The 21,338-nt window shown below is 41.7% G+C and carries 29 protein-coding genes; 14 read left to right on the top strand and 15 right to left on the bottom strand.

Translation table 11 applies throughout. The annotated features are described in order from the left end of the window. Positions 1 to 449: tetratricopeptide repeat protein (locus AABK37_RS31975; RefSeq protein ID WP_432555503.1), on the top strand; the 449-nt coding region annotated here is incomplete at its 5' end. Positions 450 to 550: 101 nt separating this feature from the next. On the opposite strand, the gene AABK37_RS31970 is transcribed toward AABK37_RS31975, so the two are convergent. The 3 genes from AABK37_RS31970 to AABK37_RS31960 all read right to left on the bottom strand — a co-directional run bounded on the left by AABK37_RS31970 (position 551) and on the right by AABK37_RS31960 (position 1,570). Continuing rightward, the gene (locus AABK37_RS31970; protein ID WP_432555502.1) at positions 551 to 847 is read right to left on the bottom strand and encodes a type II toxin-antitoxin system RelE/ParE family toxin; all 297 of its coding nucleotides are present in this window, start codon (positions 845 to 847) and stop codon (positions 551 to 553) included. Beyond that, complete coding sequence (locus AABK37_RS31965; RefSeq protein ID WP_089127676.1) at positions 832 to 1,017, bottom strand: hypothetical protein; 186 nt, start codon at positions 1,015 to 1,017, stop codon at positions 832 to 834. The genes AABK37_RS31970 and AABK37_RS31965 overlap by 16 nt, the downstream gene beginning before the upstream one ends. A gap of 331 nt (positions 1,018 to 1,348) precedes the next feature. Continuing rightward, complete coding sequence (locus AABK37_RS31960; protein ID WP_432555501.1) at positions 1,349 to 1,570, bottom strand: hypothetical protein; 222 nt, start codon at positions 1,568 to 1,570, stop codon at positions 1,349 to 1,351. Positions 1,571 to 1,604: 34 nt separating this feature from the next. Between AABK37_RS31960 and AABK37_RS31955 the strand changes: the two genes are divergently transcribed. The 5 genes from AABK37_RS31955 to AABK37_RS31935 all read left to right on the top strand — a co-directional run bounded on the left by AABK37_RS31955 (position 1,605) and on the right by AABK37_RS31935 (position 2,969). Then, positions 1,605 to 1,808, top strand: coding sequence for a type II toxin-antitoxin system HicB family antitoxin (locus AABK37_RS31955; RefSeq protein ID WP_432555500.1), 204 nt, complete (start codon positions 1,605 to 1,607; stop codon positions 1,806 to 1,808). A gap of 51 nt (positions 1,809 to 1,859) precedes the next feature. Beyond that, positions 1,860 to 2,027 (top strand): hypothetical protein, encoded by a 168-nt coding sequence (locus AABK37_RS31950; protein ID WP_432555499.1) that lies wholly within the window; start codon positions 1,860 to 1,862, stop codon positions 2,025 to 2,027. Between the two features lie 77 nt (positions 2,028 to 2,104). Further along, positions 2,105 to 2,365: an AbrB/MazE/SpoVT family DNA-binding domain-containing protein gene (locus AABK37_RS31945; RefSeq protein WP_432555498.1), complete on the top strand. Its 261-nt coding sequence runs from the start codon at positions 2,105 to 2,107 to the stop codon at positions 2,363 to 2,365. 117 nt (positions 2,366 to 2,482) lie between these two features. Beyond that, positions 2,483 to 2,737, top strand: a complete 255-nt coding sequence (locus tag AABK37_RS31940; protein ID WP_432555497.1) for a type II toxin-antitoxin system VapC family toxin — start codon at positions 2,483 to 2,485, stop codon at positions 2,735 to 2,737. Positions 2,738 to 2,804: 67 nt separating this feature from the next. Beyond that, a complete protein-coding gene (locus AABK37_RS31935) occupies positions 2,805 to 2,969 on the top strand; it encodes a hypothetical protein (RefSeq protein ID WP_432555496.1) in 165 nt (54 codons plus the stop codon). Positions 2,970 to 3,027: 58 nt separating this feature from the next. Here AABK37_RS31935 and AABK37_RS31930 read toward each other — a convergent pair whose 3' ends face one another. From AABK37_RS31930 to AABK37_RS31920, 3 genes are all read right to left on the bottom strand, one after another. Next, positions 3,028 to 3,153: a type II toxin-antitoxin system HicA family toxin gene (locus AABK37_RS31930; protein WP_432555504.1), complete on the bottom strand. Its 126-nt coding sequence runs from the start codon at positions 3,151 to 3,153 to the stop codon at positions 3,028 to 3,030. Positions 3,154 to 3,233: 80 nt separating this feature from the next. After that, the gene (locus AABK37_RS31925) at positions 3,234 to 3,437 is read right to left on the bottom strand and encodes a type II toxin-antitoxin system HicB family antitoxin (protein WP_432555495.1); all 204 of its coding nucleotides are present in this window, start codon (positions 3,435 to 3,437) and stop codon (positions 3,234 to 3,236) included. Positions 3,438 to 3,541: 104 nt separating this feature from the next. Then, positions 3,542 to 3,682, bottom strand: a complete 141-nt coding sequence (locus tag AABK37_RS31920) for a hypothetical protein (RefSeq protein WP_432555494.1) — start codon at positions 3,680 to 3,682, stop codon at positions 3,542 to 3,544. 27 nt (positions 3,683 to 3,709) lie between these two features. On the opposite strand from AABK37_RS31920, the gene AABK37_RS31915 reads away from it, so the two are divergent. The 3 genes from AABK37_RS31915 to AABK37_RS31905 all read left to right on the top strand — a co-directional run bounded on the left by AABK37_RS31915 (position 3,710) and on the right by AABK37_RS31905 (position 5,654). After that, a complete protein-coding gene (locus AABK37_RS31915) occupies positions 3,710 to 3,883 on the top strand; it encodes a hypothetical protein (RefSeq protein WP_432555493.1) in 174 nt (57 codons plus the stop codon). A 97-nt stretch (positions 3,884 to 3,980) separates the two neighbouring features. Then, positions 3,981 to 4,376 (top strand): hypothetical protein, encoded by a 396-nt coding sequence (locus AABK37_RS31910; RefSeq protein WP_432555492.1) that lies wholly within the window; start codon positions 3,981 to 3,983, stop codon positions 4,374 to 4,376. Positions 4,377 to 4,469: 93 nt separating this feature from the next. After that, on the top strand, positions 4,470 to 5,654 hold the full coding sequence (locus tag AABK37_RS31905) for a tetratricopeptide repeat protein (RefSeq protein ID WP_432555491.1): 1,185 nt from the start codon (positions 4,470 to 4,472) through the stop codon (positions 5,652 to 5,654). Between the two features lie 141 nt (positions 5,655 to 5,795). Here AABK37_RS31905 and AABK37_RS31900 read toward each other — a convergent pair whose 3' ends face one another. From AABK37_RS31900 to AABK37_RS31880, 5 genes are all read right to left on the bottom strand, one after another. After that, on the bottom strand, positions 5,796 to 7,934 hold the full coding sequence (locus AABK37_RS31900; protein ID WP_432555490.1) for an ATP-binding protein: 2,139 nt from the start codon (positions 7,932 to 7,934) through the stop codon (positions 5,796 to 5,798). A 278-nt stretch (positions 7,935 to 8,212) separates the two neighbouring features. Further along, positions 8,213 to 9,265 carry an NAD(P)H-dependent glycerol-3-phosphate dehydrogenase gene (locus tag AABK37_RS31895; protein WP_432555489.1) on the bottom strand — a complete coding sequence of 351 codons (1,053 nt, stop codon included), beginning with the start codon at positions 9,263 to 9,265 and terminating at the stop codon, positions 8,213 to 8,215. Between the two features lie 62 nt (positions 9,266 to 9,327). After that, the gene (locus AABK37_RS31890) at positions 9,328 to 10,962 is read right to left on the bottom strand and encodes an FGGY-family carbohydrate kinase (protein WP_432555488.1); all 1,635 of its coding nucleotides are present in this window, start codon (positions 10,960 to 10,962) and stop codon (positions 9,328 to 9,330) included. A 59-nt stretch (positions 10,963 to 11,021) separates the two neighbouring features. Beyond that, positions 11,022 to 11,636 carry a class I SAM-dependent methyltransferase gene (locus AABK37_RS31885; protein ID WP_432555487.1) on the bottom strand — a complete coding sequence of 205 codons (615 nt, stop codon included), beginning with the start codon at positions 11,634 to 11,636 and terminating at the stop codon, positions 11,022 to 11,024. Between the two features lie 256 nt (positions 11,637 to 11,892). Further along, positions 11,893 to 12,327: a hypothetical protein gene (locus tag AABK37_RS31880; RefSeq protein WP_432555486.1), complete on the bottom strand. Its 435-nt coding sequence runs from the start codon at positions 12,325 to 12,327 to the stop codon at positions 11,893 to 11,895. A 17-nt stretch (positions 12,328 to 12,344) separates the two neighbouring features. Here AABK37_RS31880 and AABK37_RS31875 point away from each other — a divergent pair, with 17 nt between their 5' ends. Then, positions 12,345 to 12,953: a DUF4129 domain-containing protein gene (locus AABK37_RS31875; protein ID WP_432555485.1), complete on the top strand. Its 609-nt coding sequence runs from the start codon at positions 12,345 to 12,347 to the stop codon at positions 12,951 to 12,953. Here AABK37_RS31875 and AABK37_RS31870 read toward each other — a convergent pair. Continuing rightward, a complete protein-coding gene (locus AABK37_RS31870; protein ID WP_432555484.1) occupies positions 12,911 to 13,078 on the bottom strand; it encodes a hypothetical protein in 168 nt (55 codons plus the stop codon). The genes AABK37_RS31875 and AABK37_RS31870 overlap by 43 nt on opposite strands. Before the next feature lie 51 nt (positions 13,079 to 13,129). On the opposite strand from AABK37_RS31870, the gene AABK37_RS31865 reads away from it, so the two are divergent. Next, a complete protein-coding gene (locus AABK37_RS31865) occupies positions 13,130 to 14,215 on the top strand; it encodes a DUF4350 domain-containing protein (protein WP_432555483.1) in 1,086 nt (361 codons plus the stop codon). 164 nt (positions 14,216 to 14,379) lie between these two features. Here the strand turns inward: AABK37_RS31865 and AABK37_RS31860 are convergent, their stop codons facing one another. After that, complete coding sequence (locus AABK37_RS31860) at positions 14,380 to 15,567, bottom strand: RNA-guided endonuclease InsQ/TnpB family protein (protein WP_432555482.1); 1,188 nt, start codon at positions 15,565 to 15,567, stop codon at positions 14,380 to 14,382. Positions 15,568 to 15,671: 104 nt separating this feature from the next. Here AABK37_RS31860 and AABK37_RS31855 point away from each other — a divergent pair, with 104 nt between their 5' ends. The 3 genes from AABK37_RS31855 to AABK37_RS31845 all read left to right on the top strand — a co-directional run bounded on the left by AABK37_RS31855 (position 15,672) and on the right by AABK37_RS31845 (position 18,997). Beyond that, positions 15,672 to 16,619 (top strand): AAA family ATPase, encoded by a 948-nt coding sequence (locus AABK37_RS31855; protein WP_432555481.1) that lies wholly within the window; start codon positions 15,672 to 15,674, stop codon positions 16,617 to 16,619. A gap of 174 nt (positions 16,620 to 16,793) precedes the next feature. Then, the gene (locus AABK37_RS31850) at positions 16,794 to 17,522 is read left to right on the top strand and encodes an AIM24 family protein (RefSeq protein ID WP_432555480.1); all 729 of its coding nucleotides are present in this window, start codon (positions 16,794 to 16,796) and stop codon (positions 17,520 to 17,522) included. 155 nt (positions 17,523 to 17,677) lie between these two features. Beyond that, positions 17,678 to 18,997, top strand: coding sequence for a DUF58 domain-containing protein (locus AABK37_RS31845; RefSeq protein WP_432555479.1), 1,320 nt, complete (start codon positions 17,678 to 17,680; stop codon positions 18,995 to 18,997). Positions 18,998 to 19,006: 9 nt separating this feature from the next. Here the strand turns inward: AABK37_RS31845 and AABK37_RS31840 are convergent, their stop codons facing one another. Continuing rightward, a complete protein-coding gene (locus tag AABK37_RS31840) occupies positions 19,007 to 20,296 on the bottom strand; it encodes a hypothetical protein (protein ID WP_432555478.1) in 1,290 nt (429 codons plus the stop codon). A gap of 3 nt (positions 20,297 to 20,299) precedes the next feature. Next, on the bottom strand, positions 20,300 to 21,004 hold the full coding sequence (locus AABK37_RS31835) for a hypothetical protein (protein WP_432555477.1): 705 nt from the start codon (positions 21,002 to 21,004) through the stop codon (positions 20,300 to 20,302). Positions 21,005 to 21,338 lie beyond the last annotated feature (334 nt).

Genomic DNA, 21,338 nt, shown 5'->3' with positions numbered 1-21,338 from the left:
GTCGGGGTGTTGTCCGCAAGGAGTTGGGAGATAAGCAGGGGGCAATTGCTGATTACAATACTGCCATCAAGATTAATCCTAACTTAGCTAATGCCTACTACGGCAGGGGTCTTGTCCGCAACGAATTGGGAGATAAGCAGGGGGCAATTGCTGATTACAATACTGCCATCAAGATTAATCCTAACTTAGCCTATGCCTACGGCAACCGGGGTGTTGTCCGCGACGAATTGGGAGATAAGCAGGGGGCAATTGCTGATTACAATACTGCCATCAAGATTAATCCTAACTATGCCAATGCCTACTACAACCGGGGTGTTACCCGTGCTGATTTGGGAGATAAGCAGGGGGGAATTGCTGATTTGCAAAAAGCTGCTGAACTGTCTCGACAACAAAGAAATACAGCGTTGTACCAAAAAGCGTTGGAGTTGATTAGAGTGATTCAGCAGTAGGTTGTGAGGGGAGAGTGGAGTGAGGGAATGTCTTAAGCAAAAAAATCTGTTATCAAATTGAAGACCATATTTGTTGAATGCTTCTTTTTGCGGCATCTTCCTCAAAGTTCCAGGTTTTCTTGGGATGAATGCCAGAACCGAGCAATACTGCAAAGCTTTTTATCTTCTTCGACTCGATACACAATTCGGTATGGCTTGAGAATTACTTGCCGAATATCAGAACTGTTGAATTCCGGCACTATCTGACCTTTAAATGGAAACTGACCTAGTTCCTTGGTTTTGTTGAGCAGATTTTGCCCTACCTTTCTGGCTGCTTCTGGATTGTTTAATGCTATATACCGAACAATCGCTTCCAAATCTCCAACTGCTTTTAAAGACAATATTACGTTGTAGTCCATTCTGCCATCATTTGCTCTACAGACTCAACAGATATGCCCTGTCCTTGATCGATCTCGTCTAAACCTTCTTTAACAGCTGCAATAAACTCAATCTCCCGCAGAATTTCGCGTAAAGATACGGTGGCAGGTAAACGCTTTACAAGTTCAAGCACTGCTTCTTTGTCACTCATTACAAATCACAGCTTGTTTAGGTGGACATGAATATTATACGCCAAGCTTCATTTTTCAAGTAGCTGGGCATAGACATCATCCTCAGTATTATCCCACACTGCATTAAGTGAAACTTGGCTAGTTTTAACCCAGAAATCAGCTTCATCATCAGGTAGAAGTAGGGGCACAGCAATGCTGTGCCCCTACTCTGCTGACTCCAATAATTCTATTTTTCCTTGTCGAACAGTAGCCCAGAGGGTTTTTAGCATTTTTACTTTGTATTAACAGCAATATACTATATTTTATCTTCGTGGACTTATCGGAAGAACTAGGTTGATAATTTTGCATTACCTATATCGTGTCGCAGATAGCATCTTCTTCGCTATAACCTTTCAATAATTGCTCGGTAGCAAGACGATGCCACGCTTTATCATCATCTTCGTCTTCGCTCGACTCATCGACTAAAATAATTACTTTAACTTGCTGATTATGCGGTAACTGCTGCAAAACCGCATCGGGTAGTTCAATTTTACCTTCGGTAGTTATTTGGGCTGGAAACTCGTATGCTTTCATAGTTGAAAAAGCTAAAAGAAATTGAGGAGGAACAATGAACCATCGCTACAGCATGGTAATCCAATGGTCAGATGAGGATAATTGCTACTTGGTACATTTACCTGAATTTTCTTGGCAGCAATTTCATACTCATGGCAAAACTTACGAAGAAGCTGCAAAACACGGACAGGAAGTAATTGAATCTCTGATTGAATGGTATCACGAGCAGGGTAAGCTTTTGCCAGATGCGTTGGCGTAGCCTCTCCTACGGAGAATCGCTTTACCTGAGAAAGCTTTAAAAGTAGCGTAAATGCTTTTGAGCAGATGTGCGTTCTTTGAAAGTATCACCACTAGATTTGGTTATTTGCTGTCAGCTAATCCTAACCAGTTAAAGGAGCGATCGCATTTGAGTTGTAGTGCTAGCAAAAAAGCGATCGCAATTTTTGGTCTTGGTAACGATAAGCGATCGCACCTTTGATTGATAACATCCAGCTATCATTTTGAGGAAATAGCTATAATTCCTACAAAATCTTTATTTTTCTGCTTTGTCACCTCATGGACACAAAAATTTCCGATGAAGGGCAAGTAATTATTCCTGAAACATTGCGAAAGGCTCATGGCTGGGAAGTTGGTCAGGAACTAATTATTATTGAGATGGGTGATGGTATTCTTTTGAAGCCGAAGAAATCTTTTCCCGAAACTACTTTGGATAATGTTGCAGGATGCCTGAAATATCAAGGTACACCAAAAACTATTGAAGACATGGATAATGCCATTCGTCAAGGTGTAGAGGAGTCATGGCATGGTCGCAGTTGATACTAATATTATTGTACGGCTGTTGACCCAAGATGATGAAATACAGTACCAAAAGAGTCTAGATTTCAAAAACGATAGTGTTTTTATACCAATACGGTTATTCTCGAAACTGAATGGGTGTTAAGGTTTGCCTATAAGTTTAAACCTGAAGAAATATGTGCAGCGTTGCGAAAGCTTTTTGGTTTACCCAATGTTCATCTGACAAATACAAGTTTGATTGCTCAGGTGCTGCAATGGCATGAGGCTGGCTTAGATTTTGCGGATGCTTTTCATTTAGCCCAAAGTCAACATCATACTCAATTCTACACTTTTGATGATAAATTTGTGAAAAGAGCTAAAGCACTAACGACATGTGAAGTCAAAAAACCTTGAGGTGAATGTAGGCGATCGCAATCTCTGCTTCTATAATAGTCAGTGGTGAAATGCAGCGATCGCTTTTTTGATTACAACTACGGCTTTACCTGAGAAAGCCTTAAAAGTCGCGGAAATGCAAATGAGAAGATGTGCGTTGATTGAAAGTTTCAGCAGTAAATTTGGTTATTTGCTGTCAGGGAATCGTAACCAGTCTCTAAGCGATCGCTTTGCCTGGGAAGTGGAGAGTTGAGAAAATTAGGAAAGCAACATCTACCTTATTATCCTTCGTTTCTCAGTTTCTCTCATTGCTAAATCAAATCTGACTCAATTAACTCAGCCATTTTCATCAAAGCCTTTAAAGTTCCAATTTTCAGGTCTTTATTTTTATGAACTGGTATCGAAATAATTTGATTTGTTACAGGATTTTCGTAAATGTGATGGCTAAGAGTAACTCTCTGTCAAATCCAGCCTTTTTGTTCGACAATCTTACACAGTCGCTTACCAGATACAGATTTCATACCGCGATTTCGACAACTTGATCGCTTTGCCCTAGTTTGTGACTGGAAGAAGCAACTTCAAGCCATCCTTCAATTGCATCTTTCAAGTTAGCTGATACCTCCTCTATCGTATCACCTTCGGTAATGCAACCGGGAAGAGCAGGAACTTCTGCCCAGTAACCACCTTCTTCGGCTGGATGGATAATTGCTTTTATGTTCATGATGCTGTCTGTTGTCTTTACTTTTAGTCAAGTTTGCTGTCAGATATGAGCGATAAATCGCTCACTACGAACTAAGATTTTATTTCATATTTAATTATATCTACCTATTTATAAGCAGTAAATAGTTGTTCGGCAATTAAAACTAATTCTGGAAATGTTCGCGATAATATTTTATCTTGTCCTCGAAATGCGTTAACTTGATATTCTTTATTTTCATCAAGTAAATAAACAAAAACTGTCGGCACTTTCGGATTACCTAAATAGTTGCGACTATGAAAATAACAGCTGTCGTTACCAACGTTAAAGCTTTGGTTATGAATGCAGAAGTTGTCGTGACCAAAACTAATCGCTTTGTTATGAACGTTGAAGCTGTCGTTATTTATAAGGTTCAGATTCCCGACTTGAAGGAAAAATCAGAGAAATTACTAGGTTTTGGGACTTTATAAAGTTTCAAAACGCACAAAAAATCCTTAATTATGCTGATTGAGAATGCAGGTTTTGTAGGGCAAGCTAGCTGTATAATCTTTTTATCGGAGTATACTTATGTCTCGGAAAAAACGTACATCGCCCTTTTTGCAAAAAGCTGAGTTAAGAGCTGCTGGATTAAAAGCGATCGATCCAAGTTTGGATTTTGGCGATGCTCGGAGCTTGCAAAATATGACACAATTAATTGAGCAGTTACGAACAAAAATTGATGCTTATAACACGGCTCTATGTGTGATAGACTCTTATAAAATCGAGATTGCTCAGTTAGAAAAAAACTTGAGCGATCTTGCAGAAAGAATGTTGATTGGAATAGCTTTTAAATACGGTAAAGATAGCCGTGAGTATGAAATGGCTGGTGGTGTTCGTAAAAGCGAACGTGTCCGCCGAAGCAAGATGAATCGCTTAAAAACTAATACAGAAGAAGCATCCGGTGAGAACGCTAAAACGGCGTAATATAAGAAGTATATCAAAGTTGGGTTAATTAAACCCAACTTTATATATAGCTCTCATTCTGTCTTTGCGCTCAAGTTTGGATGACGGCAAGTTATGATCAGTTTATGCACGATCGTTAAAGATGAAGCAACTACGCTACCTAAGTGCTTGGGTAGTGTAAAAAATGTTGTAGATGAAATAATAATATTAGATACGGGTTCTACAGATAAAACTCCCGACATCGCTAAACAATTCGGTGCAAAGGTTCATCACTTTAAATGGTGCAATGATTTCAGTGCTGCCCGCAATGATGCTTTAAAATACGTTACAGGTGATTGGATTTTAGTATTGGATGCAGATGAAACTCTCACTCCTAAGATTGTACCGCATATCAAAGAAGCTATACAAAGTGATTCGCATCTTCTAATTAATTTAGTACGAAGTGAAGTTGGTGCTGAACAATCTCCTTATTCTATGGTTTCGCGGTTGTTTAGAAAACATCCGGATATCTGCTTTTCCCGTCCATATCATGCTTTGGTGGATGATAGTGTATCGGCAATTTTAGCTAAAGAATCCGATTGGCAGATAGGCTATTTACCAGAGGTGGCAATTCTGCATGAAGGATACCAAAAAAACGCGATCGTTCAACAAAATAAATACGCGAAAGCACAAGCGGGTATGGAAAGTTTTCTTGTCAATCATCCTGATGACCCTTATGTATGCAGCAAGCTAGGTGCTTTATATGTGCAAACTGGTAAAATTGCCCAAGGGTTAGAGTTGTTGATTAAAGGTGTTGCTTCTAAACAAGCTAACGATGAGATTTTATACGAACTTTACTATCATTTAGGCATTGCTTACACTCGATTGCAAAATCCCAGACAAGCGATGGCACACTATACCGCTGCAATCAAGTTACATATTTACCCAATGCTCAAGTTAGGAGCATACAACAATTTAGGTAACTTACTCAAGGCAGCGGGAGATTTAAAATATGCAAAAGCTGCTTACGAAACAGCTTTGCAAATCGATCCTAATTTTGCTGCCGGACATTATAATCTGGGAATGACGTTTAAGGCTTTGGGATTGTTGAATGAAGCGATCGCATCTTATACTCAAGCGATTAAATTAAATCCCAACTATGCAGAAGCTTATCAAAACTTGGGCGTTGCTTGGTTGAAACTAGGCAATGTCCAAGATAGTTTATCAGCTTTTGGTCAGGCGATCGTCCTTCATGAAAAATACAACCCTGATGAAGCAAAGAAATTACGTCACTCTTTGAAAGAAATGAAGTTGATTTAAAGGGCATTGGGCATTGGGCATTGGGCATTGGGCATGGGGCATGGGGCATTGGGCATGGGGCATTGGGCATGGGGCATGGGGCATTGGGCATTGGGCATGGTAAAAAAAGCAAGTTACGTTATTTAAGCGTTAAAACACTTACTACGAAATCTTTACCAGTTCTGCGATCGAAGCAATTAATTCATGTACCACAACTGGTTTGGCAACATGTTTGGTAAAACCTGCTGCTAATACCTGCTGCTTGTCAGTCTCACCAGCATAAGCAGTCAAAGCAATAGCGGGAATATTCCCACCTTGTTCTGGTGACATAGTTCTGATTTGACGAATAAAGCTATAACCATCCATTTCTGGCATACCGATGTCACATAACAAGATATTTGGTTGAGAGTTAGTAAAATTAGATAATGCTTCTAGTGCTGATGCTGCTGCTGTGACGATCGCCCCAGATTTTCGTAGCAATATGCAGAGAAAATCGCGGGAATCATCATCATCCTCGACAATAAAAATTTTCACCCCGACTAAATTCGGTAGAGTTGAAGACTTAGTTGATTTGTTTTCAGGCAACACAAGCGAAGCTGCAACCAAAGGTAATTTCACGCTAAACGTTGCACCTTTATCTTCTCCCGGACTCTCTACCGTTACACTCCCCCCATGCAAGTCTACCAGATTACGCACGATCGCCAATCCCAACCCCAGCCCGCCAAACTGTCTGGTTGTGCTGCTATCTGCTTGTTGGAAGTATTCAAATACATGAGGCAGAAAATCAGGGCTAATACCTTTACCCGTGTCGCTGACGTTAATTTGGACACAAGAGCCATTTTGCCTTAAACAAACTTCTATCCGTCCACCAGAGGGTGTGAACTTGACAGCGTTAGAGAGTAGATTTCCGATAACTTGGTGGAGACGATTAAAATCACCGCAAACAAAACTTACATTTGGGTCAATTTGAAGCTGAATTTGCATAGCTTTAGCTTCTGCTGCCCAGCGCACTGTTTCTAGTGCTGCTGTAATTACGCCTGCTAAATCTACAGAACTAATTTCTAGAATCAGTTTATTGCGGAGAATCCGGGAGACATCGAGTAAGTCATCAATCAGTTGAATCTGCAATTTGGCATTGCGTTCGATGGTAGTGAGTCCCTTAACAATGGTAGCGCTATCAAAAGAGCGAGTTAGCAGCAGTTTTGCCCAGCCCAAAATGGGGTTGAGGGGTGTGCGGAGTTCGTGCGAGAGAATGGCAAGAAACTGGTCTTTGACGCGGTTGGCAGTTTCAGCTTGTTGACGGGCAAATTGTTCGCGAGTATATAGCGCTTCTCGTTCTTGCTCGGCTCGCTTGCGTTCGGTAATTTCTTGGACAATAATGTTGATACTTGCTACTTGGCGATCGCTATCTTGGAGGGGATAGTAACTAACCACCCATGACCGCTCAATCCCAGGTACGGCTGGTGTCTCACCCTGGACTTCATGATTGAGAACCGGTAATCTCGTGGCAATTATCTCCTCAAAGATTGGCTTTTGCACCTTTCCTAACTCTGGCAATACCTCGTGTACAGTTCGTCCCAGATGTTCTGATTCTGAAATGCCATTAATTTCGGCTAGCTGCTTGTTGACACGAATATATCGGAAATTAGTATCCAACATACACAGTCCAATCGGGGCATTAGTATAAATAGCTTCAATCTCTGTCAGCTGTTGCCGGATGGTTTCTTGGCTTTGACGTAGTGCTGCTTCTGTATGCTGACGTTCGACAATTTCCTGCTGTAATTGTGCGTTAGTCTGGATAAGTTCATTGGTACGCTGCGCTACCAACTGTTCGAGATTATCCTGATATTTTCTTAACTCCAACTCCACCCGCAGACGTTCTTTTATTTGTATTTGCAGTTGTTGATTAGCTTGCTCTAGTTGCGCTGGACTTGGCAGTGCTAAAGCTTGCGGCACTAGGGGGACTAGTTGTAAGGCGGTAAATACAGATACCATTGCCGTAACCGCTTTAATTGCTCCCGACAACCAATAGGTAGGATACCACAGCGTCCAAATTTCCATCAAGTGCGTCGTGCCACAAGCGACGATGAAGGCAGCAAACAACAGAAATATCCAGTCAAACGGCAAATCCCGTCGCTGCCGGACAAAAAAGAACAGTGTGATGGGGATGGAAAAATAAGCTAGTGCGATGAATGCGTCGGACAATAAGTGTAGCCCGACTAAATTTGTTTTCCACAGATAACAGTGTCCGTGGGGAATAAATGGAGATGATGTAAAAAAATTAGTCCACAATTCTGACATATGCTTGCGCTCTTGGCTCTTTGATTAATACTATAAGAGCCACTACTTGTATATTAATTATCCAATATAGCCAAGCTTGTTGGAGAGCGCTTTGTTGAGCATTTATCAAAGTATGAAGTGTGAACTAAGAGTTATAGTCTACTCCCTTCCCGCAGGGTAGAATACTTATTTAACGAACCGCGAAGACACGAAGGACACGAAGGAGGAAGAAAAAGAAGATAGGTAATTTTGTAGCGGGAAGAAAGTAGTAAAGTGCCGAAGCGATCGCCCCGATGAAGCTATCTAGTAAAAAACTTCTCCCAAGGAATAATTGCCGGGGCATTATGGCAGACAATATCAATCATGGTACGTAATAAAGGAAGGGCGATCGCATCCAAATCACCTTTGTGAATCATATTTTCTACGGTTTGCCCAATTGCTAAAGCAAAGGAAGCACCCTCAACAGTATCATTTGGCATATATTCTGCTTTAGCTTGGCTGTAGGGAATACCCAAACCTAACAAACGTCCCATACGGCTGTTACGTCCACCTTGACAGGTAACGTACAAATCGCCAGCACCGGGAAGACTGTAAACGCTTTCGGGTTTGCCTCCCATCTTGTCTACTAAGTAGGCTGTTTCCCACATACCTTGAGCAAAGATAGCCGCAGCCAAATTGTGCATTTCCGCATCATTGACAGCTTTACCTGCTTTTTCCAAGAAGCCGATAACTAAGCCGACTGCAAGAGCATAAACATTTTTCAGCGCTACACACACTTCAATGCCGATAATGTCGGTATTTGTCCAAATGTGATAGTAAGGAGTACGCGCTAACTCAGCTAAGTGTTGTAATAAAGCTGGATTTGTACTGGTAAACATGACGCAAGTATGGCGACGAGCTGCTAATTCTTGGGCAATCGAAGGTCCGCCAATAGCAGCAATTTGAATGCGATCGCGTACACCATCTGGCAAATTAGCGCAGAGAACATCGGGCAAAATCGATAATTTTTCGCCATCACCCGCCAATCCTTTCGTGACTGCCAAGATGGGAATATCTACTGACAATACCAAACCAAGAGCTTGAGCTGCCCATTCTATACCGTGAGAATTAACGCCAATGACAACTAAATCTACACCTTTTATAGCTTCACCCAATTGGTGATAGCTATAAGCTGTCACACTCTCTGCCACCTGAATACCCAAGCGGGGATGGGCATAACCCGCTTGTAACTTGGCAATAATATCATCATCTAGGTGCGTCCCAACTAAATTAACGATATGTCCGTTATCAGTCAGAGGAACACTTAAAGCAGTTCCCATCACACCAGCACCCAAAATTAAAATTCTCGCCATATTTGTTACCTAACTAATTTTTTTGAACTTGATAGGACTTACGCAAAATATCTCTCAAACTCCTATTCCTTCTCTTCGAGACGCTGCGCGAACGTGTCCTTCTCTTCGAGACGCGAAGCGCGAACGTGCCTTTGCGGTTCGTTATTCATGAAGGAGTGCGTAAGTCCTACTTGAGTTAAATCAGTCAAGCGCTGCACTAATGACTGTAAGGTAGGAAATAATGGTTTGTAGACTTCGGTGTAAAGTTTTTCATAAATAGCTTGGGTTTGAGAATCTGGTGTAAAACGTGAGCCAGTACCCGTCATCGATTCAGCAGCAATATTAATATCAGGATACCACCCCACTGCAACAGCTGCGATAATTCCTGCTCCCAAACAAGTGGCTTCGGTAGTTGTAGCACGCACCACTGGCACATTTGTAATGTCAGCAATAATTTGACACCAAAGAGGGCTTTGACAGCCACCACCCATAACTACATACTCGCTGAACTTTTGCTGTATTGCTGCCATGACAGCATCCCCTACAAGCCTTTGTTCAAAAGCAATACCTTCTAAAATTGCTCGATAAAGATGTTCCCGTCCATGTGTTCCCGTCCAACCGATAGTAATACCAGTGGCTGACGCATCCCAATAGGGATTCATCACATGATTCCAGTAAGGTACTAACATTAACCCATCTGCCCCAGGAGGTAGTTTTGCGGCTGCCGTTTCCAGAATTTCTTCCGCACTGAGGTTTAAATTGTTATAGCGCAAGTCGTTGGCAAATTTTTCTATAAACCAATTGATTGTGAACACACCACCGTGTAATACAGTTTCCAGAAAATAAGATTTCAAAATAGGTGCATACACAGTACGGAAGGCTGGATTTACCAAATAATCACTGCTAATGATGCCACTGGCGATCGCAGTGCCTAAATTTAGATAAGCGCGGTTATTGCCAACAGCATTTGCACCCAAACCTGCACATTGACCATCTCCAGCACCAGCAATTATTGGTAAATTATCTGGTAATCCGGTGGCTGCTGCTGCACTTTCATTAACATAGCCAATTATCGAACCTGGTTGTACTAACTCGGCAAATTGTTCTGTTTGTAGTCCTAAACAAGAAAGTAAATTATCTGCCCAAGTATTAGCTTGCATATCTATGACTCCCATTGGGTCAGCAGAAGCTAAACTAGTGCGGAAATTTTTGGTTAACTGATAGATTAAATAACCATGAACATCTAAGAATTTATGGGTGCGGCTAACAGTTTCCTCTTCATGCTGAGTTAGCCAAATAATTTTGGCTAGAGAAGGAGTCATGGAATTTGGTTTACCGGTCAGTTGGTTAATTTCTTCTTTGCCGATTTTCTCTGCCAAAAAATTCACTTGCTGACGGCTGCGTTTGTCCATCCAGACAATGGCATTGCGAACAGCTTTACCTTCACTGTCTACAGCGACAAAAGTTTCGCGTTGATGGGTGATACAAACAGCCTCTATTTGTTTGGTATCTATCTGAGTCAGCAATTGCTTGATAGCATCACAAGTACTATACCACCATTGCGCTGCATCCTGCTCATACCAATCTGCTTGTGGTTGCAATAAAGGATAAGTTGCCCGTCCTTCGGCTACAGCTTTTCCTTGTTTGTTCCAAGCGATCGCTTTACAGGCAGTGGTACTACAGTCGATTCCGATTACCAATCTGTTGTGATTAATCATTGCACTGAGACTCCACTAGTCGTTAGTTTAACCACTTTAGTGGTTACTACGAACTTTTACTACTGTTTGAGTGCTACACCTTTGTAGAGATAGCCAAGTATTTTGGGCAAATTCTCACTATAAAACTGTTCGATTGTCAAGTGGCTGAACTGATTTTCAACCAGATGCTTGATGTTGCGGTTTAAATGACAACCATCTCCAATGACTTTTTGAATCGGGGTGAGACGATTTTGCCAAACTTGCACTTTCGGATCGTTACTCAATCCATGTTCGATAAAAAAGTATCTTCCTTGCGGTTTAAGGACGCGGTAAATTTCTTTTAAAGCTTGCTCGACGTTGGCAATGCTGCATAATGTCCAAGTAGTAACCACACTATCGAAGCTTTGCGAAGCGAAAGGTAGATTTTCGCCATTGAGTACGTTATGCTCGACAAGAATATCTGAAGCTTGAATGCGTTTCAAGGCAAGTGCATTCATCCCAGGATTGGCATCAACTGTTATCAGTTTTTTGATGTGTTTGGGATAGTAGGGCAAATTTAATCCTGTCCCAAAGCCGATTTCTAAAGTTTCGCCTGTCACCTGTGCCAAAACAGAGGTACGATAATTGGCTAGACTCGCATCACTCATGCTCCAGTCGAGCAAGCGAGGCATGATAAATTGAGAGTACAAATTCATCTTGCTAAGGCGTGACGGATTCTAATATCAATTTTATTTTATCGCCCTCACCCTAGAAAAAGCTGGCTCTACGAACAAGGAACATCTGCGTGGGCTAATTAGGCGTATGCTTATAAAGAAACGGTGTAATTTATGTCCGCTTAATTGCTTACTAAACTCGGAGAACCCCACCCCGCCAAAGCTACGCTTTGTCTCCCCTCCCCGCAAGCGGGGAGGGGCTGATCGGGGTGGGGTGCAATGACTATGGGAATCATAACTAATTAGCCGGACATGATATAAAGTTTTGTTTGAAACACGAAACTTCAGCTTCAGAACATGAAACTTCAGCTTCAGAACATGAAACTTCAGCTTCAGAACATGAAACTTCAGCTTCCGAACTCGAAACTTCAGCTTCCGAACTCGAAACTTCAGCTTCAGAAGGTGAAACTTCAGCTTCAGAAGGTGAAACTTCAGCTTCCGAACTCGAAACTTCAGCTTCCGAACTCGAAACTTCAGCTTCCGAACTCGAAATTTCAGCTTCCGAACTCGAAACTTCAGCTTCCGAACTCGAAACTTCAGCTTCCGAACTCGAAACTTCAGCTTCCGAACTCGAAACTTCAGCTTCCGAACTCGAAACTTCGAGTTTGACTCCTTGTCTCCTTGTCTCCTTGTCTCCTTGTCTCCTTGTCTCCTTGTCTCCCCATCTCCCCATCTCCCCCCATTCCCCCTATGTCTACAGAATCGTTTGAAAAAACAAGTTGGAGTTGGCAGTTGTCTGTGTTGCGGCAACAGGTGGGAGAATGGGTGGAGTACCAATTGTCTGGCTTGAAGCTGGATTTTCCACAATTGCCTGACTCCTGGTCGATTGATAATTCTTGGCTGGGTAAGTTGCTGAACTTTGTTTTTTGGCTTTTGCTAGCTTTGTTTTTAATTTGGTTAGGTTGGCGATTGTGGCGAGTATTTAGCCCTTATTTGTATGCGAGGCTTAGAGCTAGAAATAGTGCTAATTCTCAAGTAAAAATCGGCGAGAGTGATTTGTCAGTGTCTGGGTGGTTGGCGCGATCGCAAGAACTCTATCATCAAAATAATTACCGTGAGGCTATTCGTTGTCTTTATTTGGCGATGTTGCAACACTTGCACGATACTACCATCGCGCCTCACAAATTCAGCCGCACTGATGGAGAATATCTGCAATTGCTACAATATAAAGTTACTCCGATGCAGCCTTATGAAACTTTGATTACCACCCACGAGCAATTATGCTTTGATGATACTGAGATATCCTTAGAAAATTATCAGCAGTGTCGGGAAGCATATCGGGAAATTGGGAATGGGTAATGGGGCATTGGGCATTGGGCATTGGGCATTGGGCATTGGGCATTGGGCATTGGGCATTGGGCATTGGGCATTGGGCATTGGGCATTGGGCATTGGGCATTGGGCATGGAGACAACTAACAACCAACAACTAACAACCAACAACTAACCACTAACCACTAACCACTAACCACTAACGATGAAACGCTCAAATCGGGTTGTTTGGTTTGGAGCGATCGCCGCTTCGGTCATAATTTTAATTAGTTTAATCGCTGCTCCCAGCAATAGCAAAATTAATATTGGTTCCACTTATAACCGCGCTCCTGATGGCTATGGCGCGTGGTATGCTTTTATGCAACAGCGGCATTCTATCCAACGCTGGCAAAAGCCTTTTAAAGAATTAGAGACACAAACACGTCCTGTGACTCTTTTACAAGTAAACAGCTACCTAGAAACACCAATTATTTCCCCTCAAGAGCGAAAATGGTTAGAAAAAGGCAATAATTTGGTAATTTTAGGTGTGCGTTCAGATGTTACAGCAGCCAAATTTAGCACGATGCAAAAATCACCGTTTGGCGATGTCAATATTGATACCGGACGGCGGCGGCAATTGTCGGCAGGGGAAGAAGTTGATTTAGGCGATCGCTTTGGTGCGGTAGTCTGGGAAAAGCAATATGGTAAAGGAAAAGCGATTTTTGCGACTACTCCTTATTTAGCAGCTAATGCTTATCAAGATAACTTAAGTAATTTCCAGTACTTAGCTTATTTAGTGAGCAGCAAAGGTAACATCCTATTTGTAGATGAGTATATCCACGGCTACAAAGATGCCAGCGTCAGAAAGAGTGAAGGTGAAGGAGACTTATTTAGTTATTTGGCGAAAACTCCTTTATTACCGATGTTAGTGCAAGCGATCGCCTTCCTTGGCGTGTTAATTTGGGCACAAAATCGCCGCTTTGGTAAACGAGAAACTGACGATATACCAGAAATTAACAATAGCCAAGCATACATCCAAGCTTTAGCAGGAGTCTTGCAAAAAGCCGATAAAAACGACTTTGTTGTTGAGATGGTAGGCAAACAAGAACAACTGCAACTGCAAAAAGCCTTAGGATTAGGGCAAGTCCTGATGGAACATCAAACTTTGATAGACGCTTGGGTAGAGAAAACAGGTGCGACTGCGGCAGAACTACAAGCAGTATTGAAGGTACAATCTCGACAACAACCCATGAGTGAGCGAGACTTGATAAGCTGGTTAGGAAAATGGCAAAGTCTTCGGATTAAAAATTAAGGCGTTGCATATTGGGGGATGATTTGACAATACATGTTGATTAATTTTACACATTGTAGAGACGTTCCGCCGGAACGTCTCTACGGTTCATCGCAATATTATGCAACGCCAAAATTAACAATTTGACATCCACCCCGCCCTATAAGGGCGAGGATTCCTAAAACTCACGAATTAGGTTTCTGCTTCTTTCCCTTGCGGGTTTTTAGCAACTGCCCTTCAACCTCATGATTGTTGGGTCTTATGTTCGCTCCACAGACTGACACGGCAAGTCCTGCCGCCAAAATGTTCTTACTCGCGTTGATATCTCGGTCATGGCTAGCACTACATTTAGGACAAACCCAATCTCGGACATTCAACGGCATTTTATCGATTATATACCCACAGTCCCCACAGCGTTTAGAGCTGGGAAACCATCGGTCTATCTTTACCAAAGTTCGACCATACCAGCGGCATTTGTAGTCAAGTTGTCTTACCAACTCCGACCATGCGGCATCAGAAATAGACTGCGCCAACTTACGGTTTTTCACCATGTTTTTAACTGCCAAATCCTCAACCACGATGGTTTGATTTTCACCCACCAGTTGAGTCGTCAGCTTATGGAGAAAGTCTTTGCGGGTGTCAGCAATCTTTCCTTGAACACGAGCAGCTTGAACTCGTGCTTTGTCTCGATTGTTAGATCCCTTCTGTGTACGAGACAGTACTTTTTGAACACGTCTAAGTTTTTTGTACAGACGCTTAAACGGTTTTGGGTTACTCACCTTGTCGCCGTTACTAGTAGCAATCAAGCTCGTAATGCCCAAATCCAACCCTATCGACTTATCGACTATGGGCAGGGATTTGATGTTGGGGTTGTCCACCAACAGCGAGACATACCAACGCCCCCTAGCATCGAGCCTGACTGTGATGGTAGAGGGAGAACACCCATCTGGAAGTGGACGGCTCCAACGAATCGGCAATGCCTCGGCACACTTTGCCAGCCACAACTGCCGGTCTTTCCATCGGAAAGCAGAACGAGTAAATTCTGCACTGCCACCGTTGCGTTTCTTCTTGAAGTTGGGATACTTAGTACGACCTGCAAAGAAGTTGGTGAAAGCCTTCTGAAGGTGTCTCAATCCCTGCTGCAATGGCACACAGCTTACCTCGTTGAGAAAGTCCAACTCCTCAAGTTTTTTCCATCCAGTCAACAAGCTAGAGGTCTGAATGTAGTCAATCTTCTCTTGTCTGTCGTACCAGCCTTCCGTTCTAGCCGCCAGCGCTCGGTTATAGACCAAACGCACACAACCCAATGTTCTCCGCAGCAAGGTTTCTTGCTCGGGGGTTGGGTAAAAGCGATAGCGGAAAGCCTGTTCCATATACCTCACAATAATGTCTCTCACATTATTACACAAATAATGTGAGAGACACAAATCTTTAAAAAGCCGTCCTATAAGGACGGGGTTTCCACCCACATATTCTGATGAATAATCATCCTGCCTTAACTCGCCTCGAACAAGGATTAAATCGTATAATTGTCGGACAATCCACCCTAATACAGCAGATATTAATAGCACTGCTAGCGGGTGGACACATAATTTTAGAAGGAGTACCGGGAACTGGTAAAACACTTTTGGTGAAAGTGCTGGCACAATTGATTCAAGCCGACTTTCGCCGAATTCAACTAACCCCCGATGTCTTACCATCGGATATTACTGGTACAAATATTTTTGACTTGAACAGCCGCAATTTCACCCTGAAAAAAGGGCCAGTATTTACAGAGGTGCTATTAGCCGACGAAATCAACCGCACTCCCCCGAAAACACAAGCAGCGTTACTCGAAGCAATGGAAGAAATGCAAGTAACGCTAGATGGTGAAAGTTTGCCTTTGCCTGAGTTATTTTGGGTAATCGCAACCCAAAATCCCTTAGAATTTGAGGGAACTTATCCTTTACCAGAAGCGCAATTAGACAGGTTTTTGTTTAAGTTGGTGGTAGATTACCCAGATCAAGCTGCGGAAAAGCAAATGTTACTGAATCGTCAAGCCGGTTTTGCAGCGCGACGCTTGGATATTGCACGTTTGAAATCAGTCGCAACAGTAGGCAAAATATTAGAGGCGCGACAAGCGGTAAAAGAAGTTAAAGTATCGGAAGCGATCGTTGATTATCTTTTGGCGTTAGTGAAAGCATCGCGTCAACACCCCGATTTAGCTTTGGGTGCATCTCCTCGCGCTACTGGTGCTTGGTTGCAGACATCTCAAGCAGCAGCATGGTTGAGTGGAAGAGATTTTGTTACCCCAGATGATGTTAAAGCAGTTGCAGCACCTTTGCTGCGTCATCGCCTCATTTTGAAACCAGAAGCAATGCTGGATGGTTTGCAACTTGATGCTGCGATCGCCTCAATAATTAATAAAGTATCAGTACCAAGGTGAAAAAAGTAGAGACGTTCGGTGTGGAACGTCTGTACTCGAAAAGCGCGTCACGTCTGTACTAAAAAAGCAATGTTGTGAAGAAGTGTTTAATTAAAAAAATAAAACTTCAAACTCATAACTCTCAATTAACTTATAATTTATACTCAATTAGTTTAAGTAAATGAGAGAAAATTTATGCGACACGAAGTTAAGATTCTAGAACCAACTGATTTATGGTATCTACAAAATAACATCAATAAAGAAACTAACAAATATTACCATCCCACCAAAGATATTCCATTTGTTCAGCAAGTGGAAATTAAACTAGAAAATTCCGGAGTCGTCATTCAAAAAGGCTCGTTACATAGGTGTGTGGGAAAATTAAATTACAGTATTTATAAAACTGATAGTCGTCTCAAAGATATATGGATATCTTTGACAACAGAAGTTGATTACAACGCTCCTGTTTATAAAGGTACTGGTATGGTGTATCTTGAACCTCAACAAAAAGGATATTTTTTACATTACACATCTATTGATTTGTCAGAACAAGAACAATGGGAATTTGATGATGGGATATTTCAATTTTGTTCTGACAATGTAGTTATCGGTACCAAACGATTAAAATTTCGCCAAATGTCTGGTTCTAGTGATGGTAGATGGAGAATTGCTATTAGAGCTTTATCTGGGCAAGAAGCTAAAGTTATTACAGGTACAATTGCACCAACTAAAATTATTGAACTCAAAAAAGGCGAAACTTTAATTGCTGATTATGACATGGTTAAAGGATTTACAAATAAAATTGAAGAAGATTACCGAAAATTAGGTCATTTTGGTAAAGGAGGTGGAGAAGGTTTTGTTTGGATTTATAGCGGTGAAGGTAAAATATTAGTCTCGGAAACTGATGGAATGAATCTCGGATAAATGAATGTCGTTTTTCGTCATAAAAATTTACTCTTATTTCTCATATCCCCGACTTCGCGAAGTTGGGGATATTGATTTAGGACTGTTATACTTACTCTGAATTTTAAATTTGATTTGAAGCTGTCAAGCCGAAAATTGAAATTATCAACGAATTTATGGTTCCTGCAAGAAAAGTTTATTTTTTATTAGTTTCGGGAATTGCGATCGCACCAATTATCGCAATGTTTCTTAATATATCAAGTAGCATCGCGATCGCTTTACTATTTGATGTCATAATTTTGGCGTTAATGATTGTAGACGGTAGGCGATCGCGTCCTCACCGTGTAGAAATACAGCGCGACTTACCACCGCGACTATCAATAGGACGCGATAACCCGGTGGTGCTAACCGTAAAAAGTAACACAAACGCCGTAATTCTTATCCGTGATTACTCCCCTAGTAATTTTGGCGTATCTACACCAACAATCCGTGCTGCTGTGGAGAGTGACAGCACCGAAGAATTAAATTATACCGTTAAGCCGACGCAGCGAGGAGAGTTTGCTTGGGGCGATATTCAGGTGCGACAATTGGGACTTTGGGGTTTAGCGTGGGATGATTGGAAGATTCCGCAAAGTTTGCGAGTTAAGGTTTATCCAGATTTAATTGGCTTGCGCGAACTTTCAATTCGTTTGACACTACAATCATCCGGTTCCATGCGTCAACGGCAAATGGGTATGGGGACAGAGTTTGCTGAACTGCGAAACTATCGCACAGGAGACGATTTGCGGTTTATTGATTGGAAAGCTACCGCACGTCGCGTAGGTGCGTATGGAAATGCATCGCCACTGGTGAGGGTTTTGGAACCAGAGCAAGAGCAGACCTTACTGATTTTACTCGATCGCGGACGGTTGATGACAGCAAAAGTACAAGGTTTGCAGCGATTTGATTGGGGTTTGAATGCAACATTGTCCTTAGCTTTGGCGGGATTACATCGAGGCGATCGCGTCGGACTTGGTGTATTTGACCGCCAGATACATACGTGGATTCCCCCAGAACGCGGACAACATCATTTAGGTAATCTCATAGACCGCCTGACTCCGATTCAACCAGTATTGCTAGAATCTGATTATTTGGGTGCAGTCACCAATGTTGTGCGACAACAAACCCGCAGGGCGCTTGTAGTGGTGATTACTGACTTAGTTGATGTCACAGCCTCCGCCGAACTCCTCGCCGCACTCTCCAAACTTGCACCGCGCTATCTGCCATTTTGCGTCACCTTGCGCGACCCCGAAGTTGATAATTTAGCACACACCTTTACGGAAAATGTTACACATGCTTATGCCCGTGCTGTCGCCTTAGATTTATTAGCCCAACGGCGAGTTGCCTTTGCACAGTTGAAGCAAAAAGGTGTATTAGTACTTGATGCACCAGCTAATCAGATTACAGATAAATTAGTTGAGCAATATTTGCGACTAAAAGCTCGGAATCAACTTTAGAACTGTTAATTATGGCGAATTAGCATTGTTTGAATCTTCTTCATCAGATTTTGCAGCCAGTAACAAGGGTAATAAAGCACCTGCGACACCTCCACAAAAAGAAATTAAGGCAGAGATAGCATCTTTTGTGAGATATTTGGCTAAAAAGCTGGGACGAATGCTATCAACGATAAAATTGGGGTCTAACCCGATTTTTATACCTTCACTTCTTCCTGAGAAACGTACTTGCAAACCTTGAGGTGGTTGCGATCGCACTCGCATCTTAGCCAATAACTCAATTCCCGGCTTGCCTGTGATAAAAAACTGATTGGGTTTCAATTCCAACTCCTGTTCTGCCATGCGGACTTTACCTTCGAGGATGGTGGAAATTTCCAAATCATCTTCCACATTGCCAGTGCGATCGCTGCGGGTAAATCTCACATTTTCTACAGCTAAGTTTCCTCGCAACCATTGGCTGGAAACTTCAGGAGTTACTTTTGGTAAGTTTATATACAATGTTGTCGGTGGAGTTAAATTGAATTCAAACTGAGATGATTGGGGAGTAAAGATAAATTCAATTGGGTTCGGATTTTCGGGAGTATCTTTTTTACCTAACTCGGCAATACTGTAACCTTCTAAATTAACTTTTAGGGGTTGACTGCCAATTTCGAGATTTAATTTACCGAGTTTTGTTGCTTTGGTTGGAGAAGATTTAGCAGCATCTATAGAGTTTGTATCTGTTTGCAAACATAATTTTTCGGGATTATTACCTTTGTCTAAACAAAAAGATAAAATATCTCCATAGGAATTATAAGTAAGTTGATTAATTTCTGTATTTGGTTGTATTCTAATCTCAGTCAGTTCTATTTCACTCGGCTTTTTGGGTTCGGATGGTTCGAGAATTAATTTACTTTTTGCGTTGGTTAATTTTACTGTGATTTGCTGTAGCTGGTTTAATTTTGCGTCAGATATGCTACTAAATTTACCTGTAAAAGTTAAAGTCTGCTGGCTTTGTAGTTCAAATTTTTTAATTTCCCGAATCGAGTTAATAAATAGCTTATTATCTTGATTACCTGCATAAATAAAGCTGATTTTATCGGTAGTCAAGTTACCTTCAAAGACGTGAATACCGCGCCAAAATAATGATGTAAAAATCAAGTAAATACAAATTAATAGGATAACTAGACCCAAAATAAATGTACTTTTTTGGGTGAAAAAGTCTTTGATTTTTTGGAATTGATTATTTCTCGGAAAATTCTTAAATTTATTTAACAGCTTGGTAAAATCGATTTTTCGCCGTGGTTTTTGCCTGCGTACCATAATTTACCTCAGCCAATTTGGGTTGTGTTCAAAGGTAATTTGTTTGGGGATTTTCTCCGGTGGTCTGCCGATTTGCTCTTGTTCAGCAATTACATAAAGCTCGTAGCGACCAGCAGGAATATTTTTGCCATCCCAATTAAAAACCACTTCCCCACCCTGGAAATTATTGCGAGGGCTGGTGTGAATAACTTTACCATTACGCCGGATTTGAAAAGTAGGAAATTTTGCCCGACTGGGAGTATAAAACACAAATTGATATTGTCCGGAAGGTCGTTCTAAAATTACTGGAACATACACCACTTGGGAACCCAGATTCACATCAGCTAAGGCACGCAGACTAGTTGGGAGAATTTGCGCTTGATTTAAAACAAAAGGATTCCAGGAAAAAGTAAATAGAGAATTATTTGATGTGAGAGACACGTTATCCAAAATATAGTTTTTGCCCAGAGATTGCACCCTAACATCTGGGGTCGCGTTGGCAATACTGGGAATTTTTAATGTGAGAGTATTGGGATAGCTATTGATGCCAATAGTCGCAAAAGAAATCAAGCGCAAACCCCTATCGCTATTTCGCTGTTTAATTCCCTCACAACGATTGTCATCTCGACGAATATATTCGGTAGATTTGGGGTTTCCTGACGGACAAGCTTGGGCTGGAATGCTAAGACCGAAAATAAATAGGCTGGTAAAGAAGGCAGTGTATTTCATATTGTTCGTGTTTTTTATATTATTAAGAAACGAAATTAAGAATCTGGTAGGGTGCGTTATGGACGGAACGTCCTAACGCACCGAAAGTCTCGGATGGTGCCGTACCCTCAGCAATAACACACCCTACTGGCGTGGCAAGACTAAAATGTTGCAATAGATTTTTGATAAAATTGAGATAAATCAATGTTTTCTGCTTTTTTGTTAATGCACTATTTTAGCCTTGCCACGCTACTACTAGCGTGACAAGCCTAAAATGTTGCAAAAAAAATTTGTAGGTTGAGGGTAAGTAACTGTAACTTAATATCTAACCAAATCTCCCATTTATCCTCATATT

The sequence above is a fragment of the Tolypothrix sp. VBCCA 56010 genome, assembly GCF_050875635.1.
Taxonomy (GTDB): Bacteria; Cyanobacteriota; Cyanobacteriia; order Cyanobacteriales; family Nostocaceae; genus Hassallia.
This window is presented reverse-complemented; position numbering and strand designations above follow the sequence as displayed.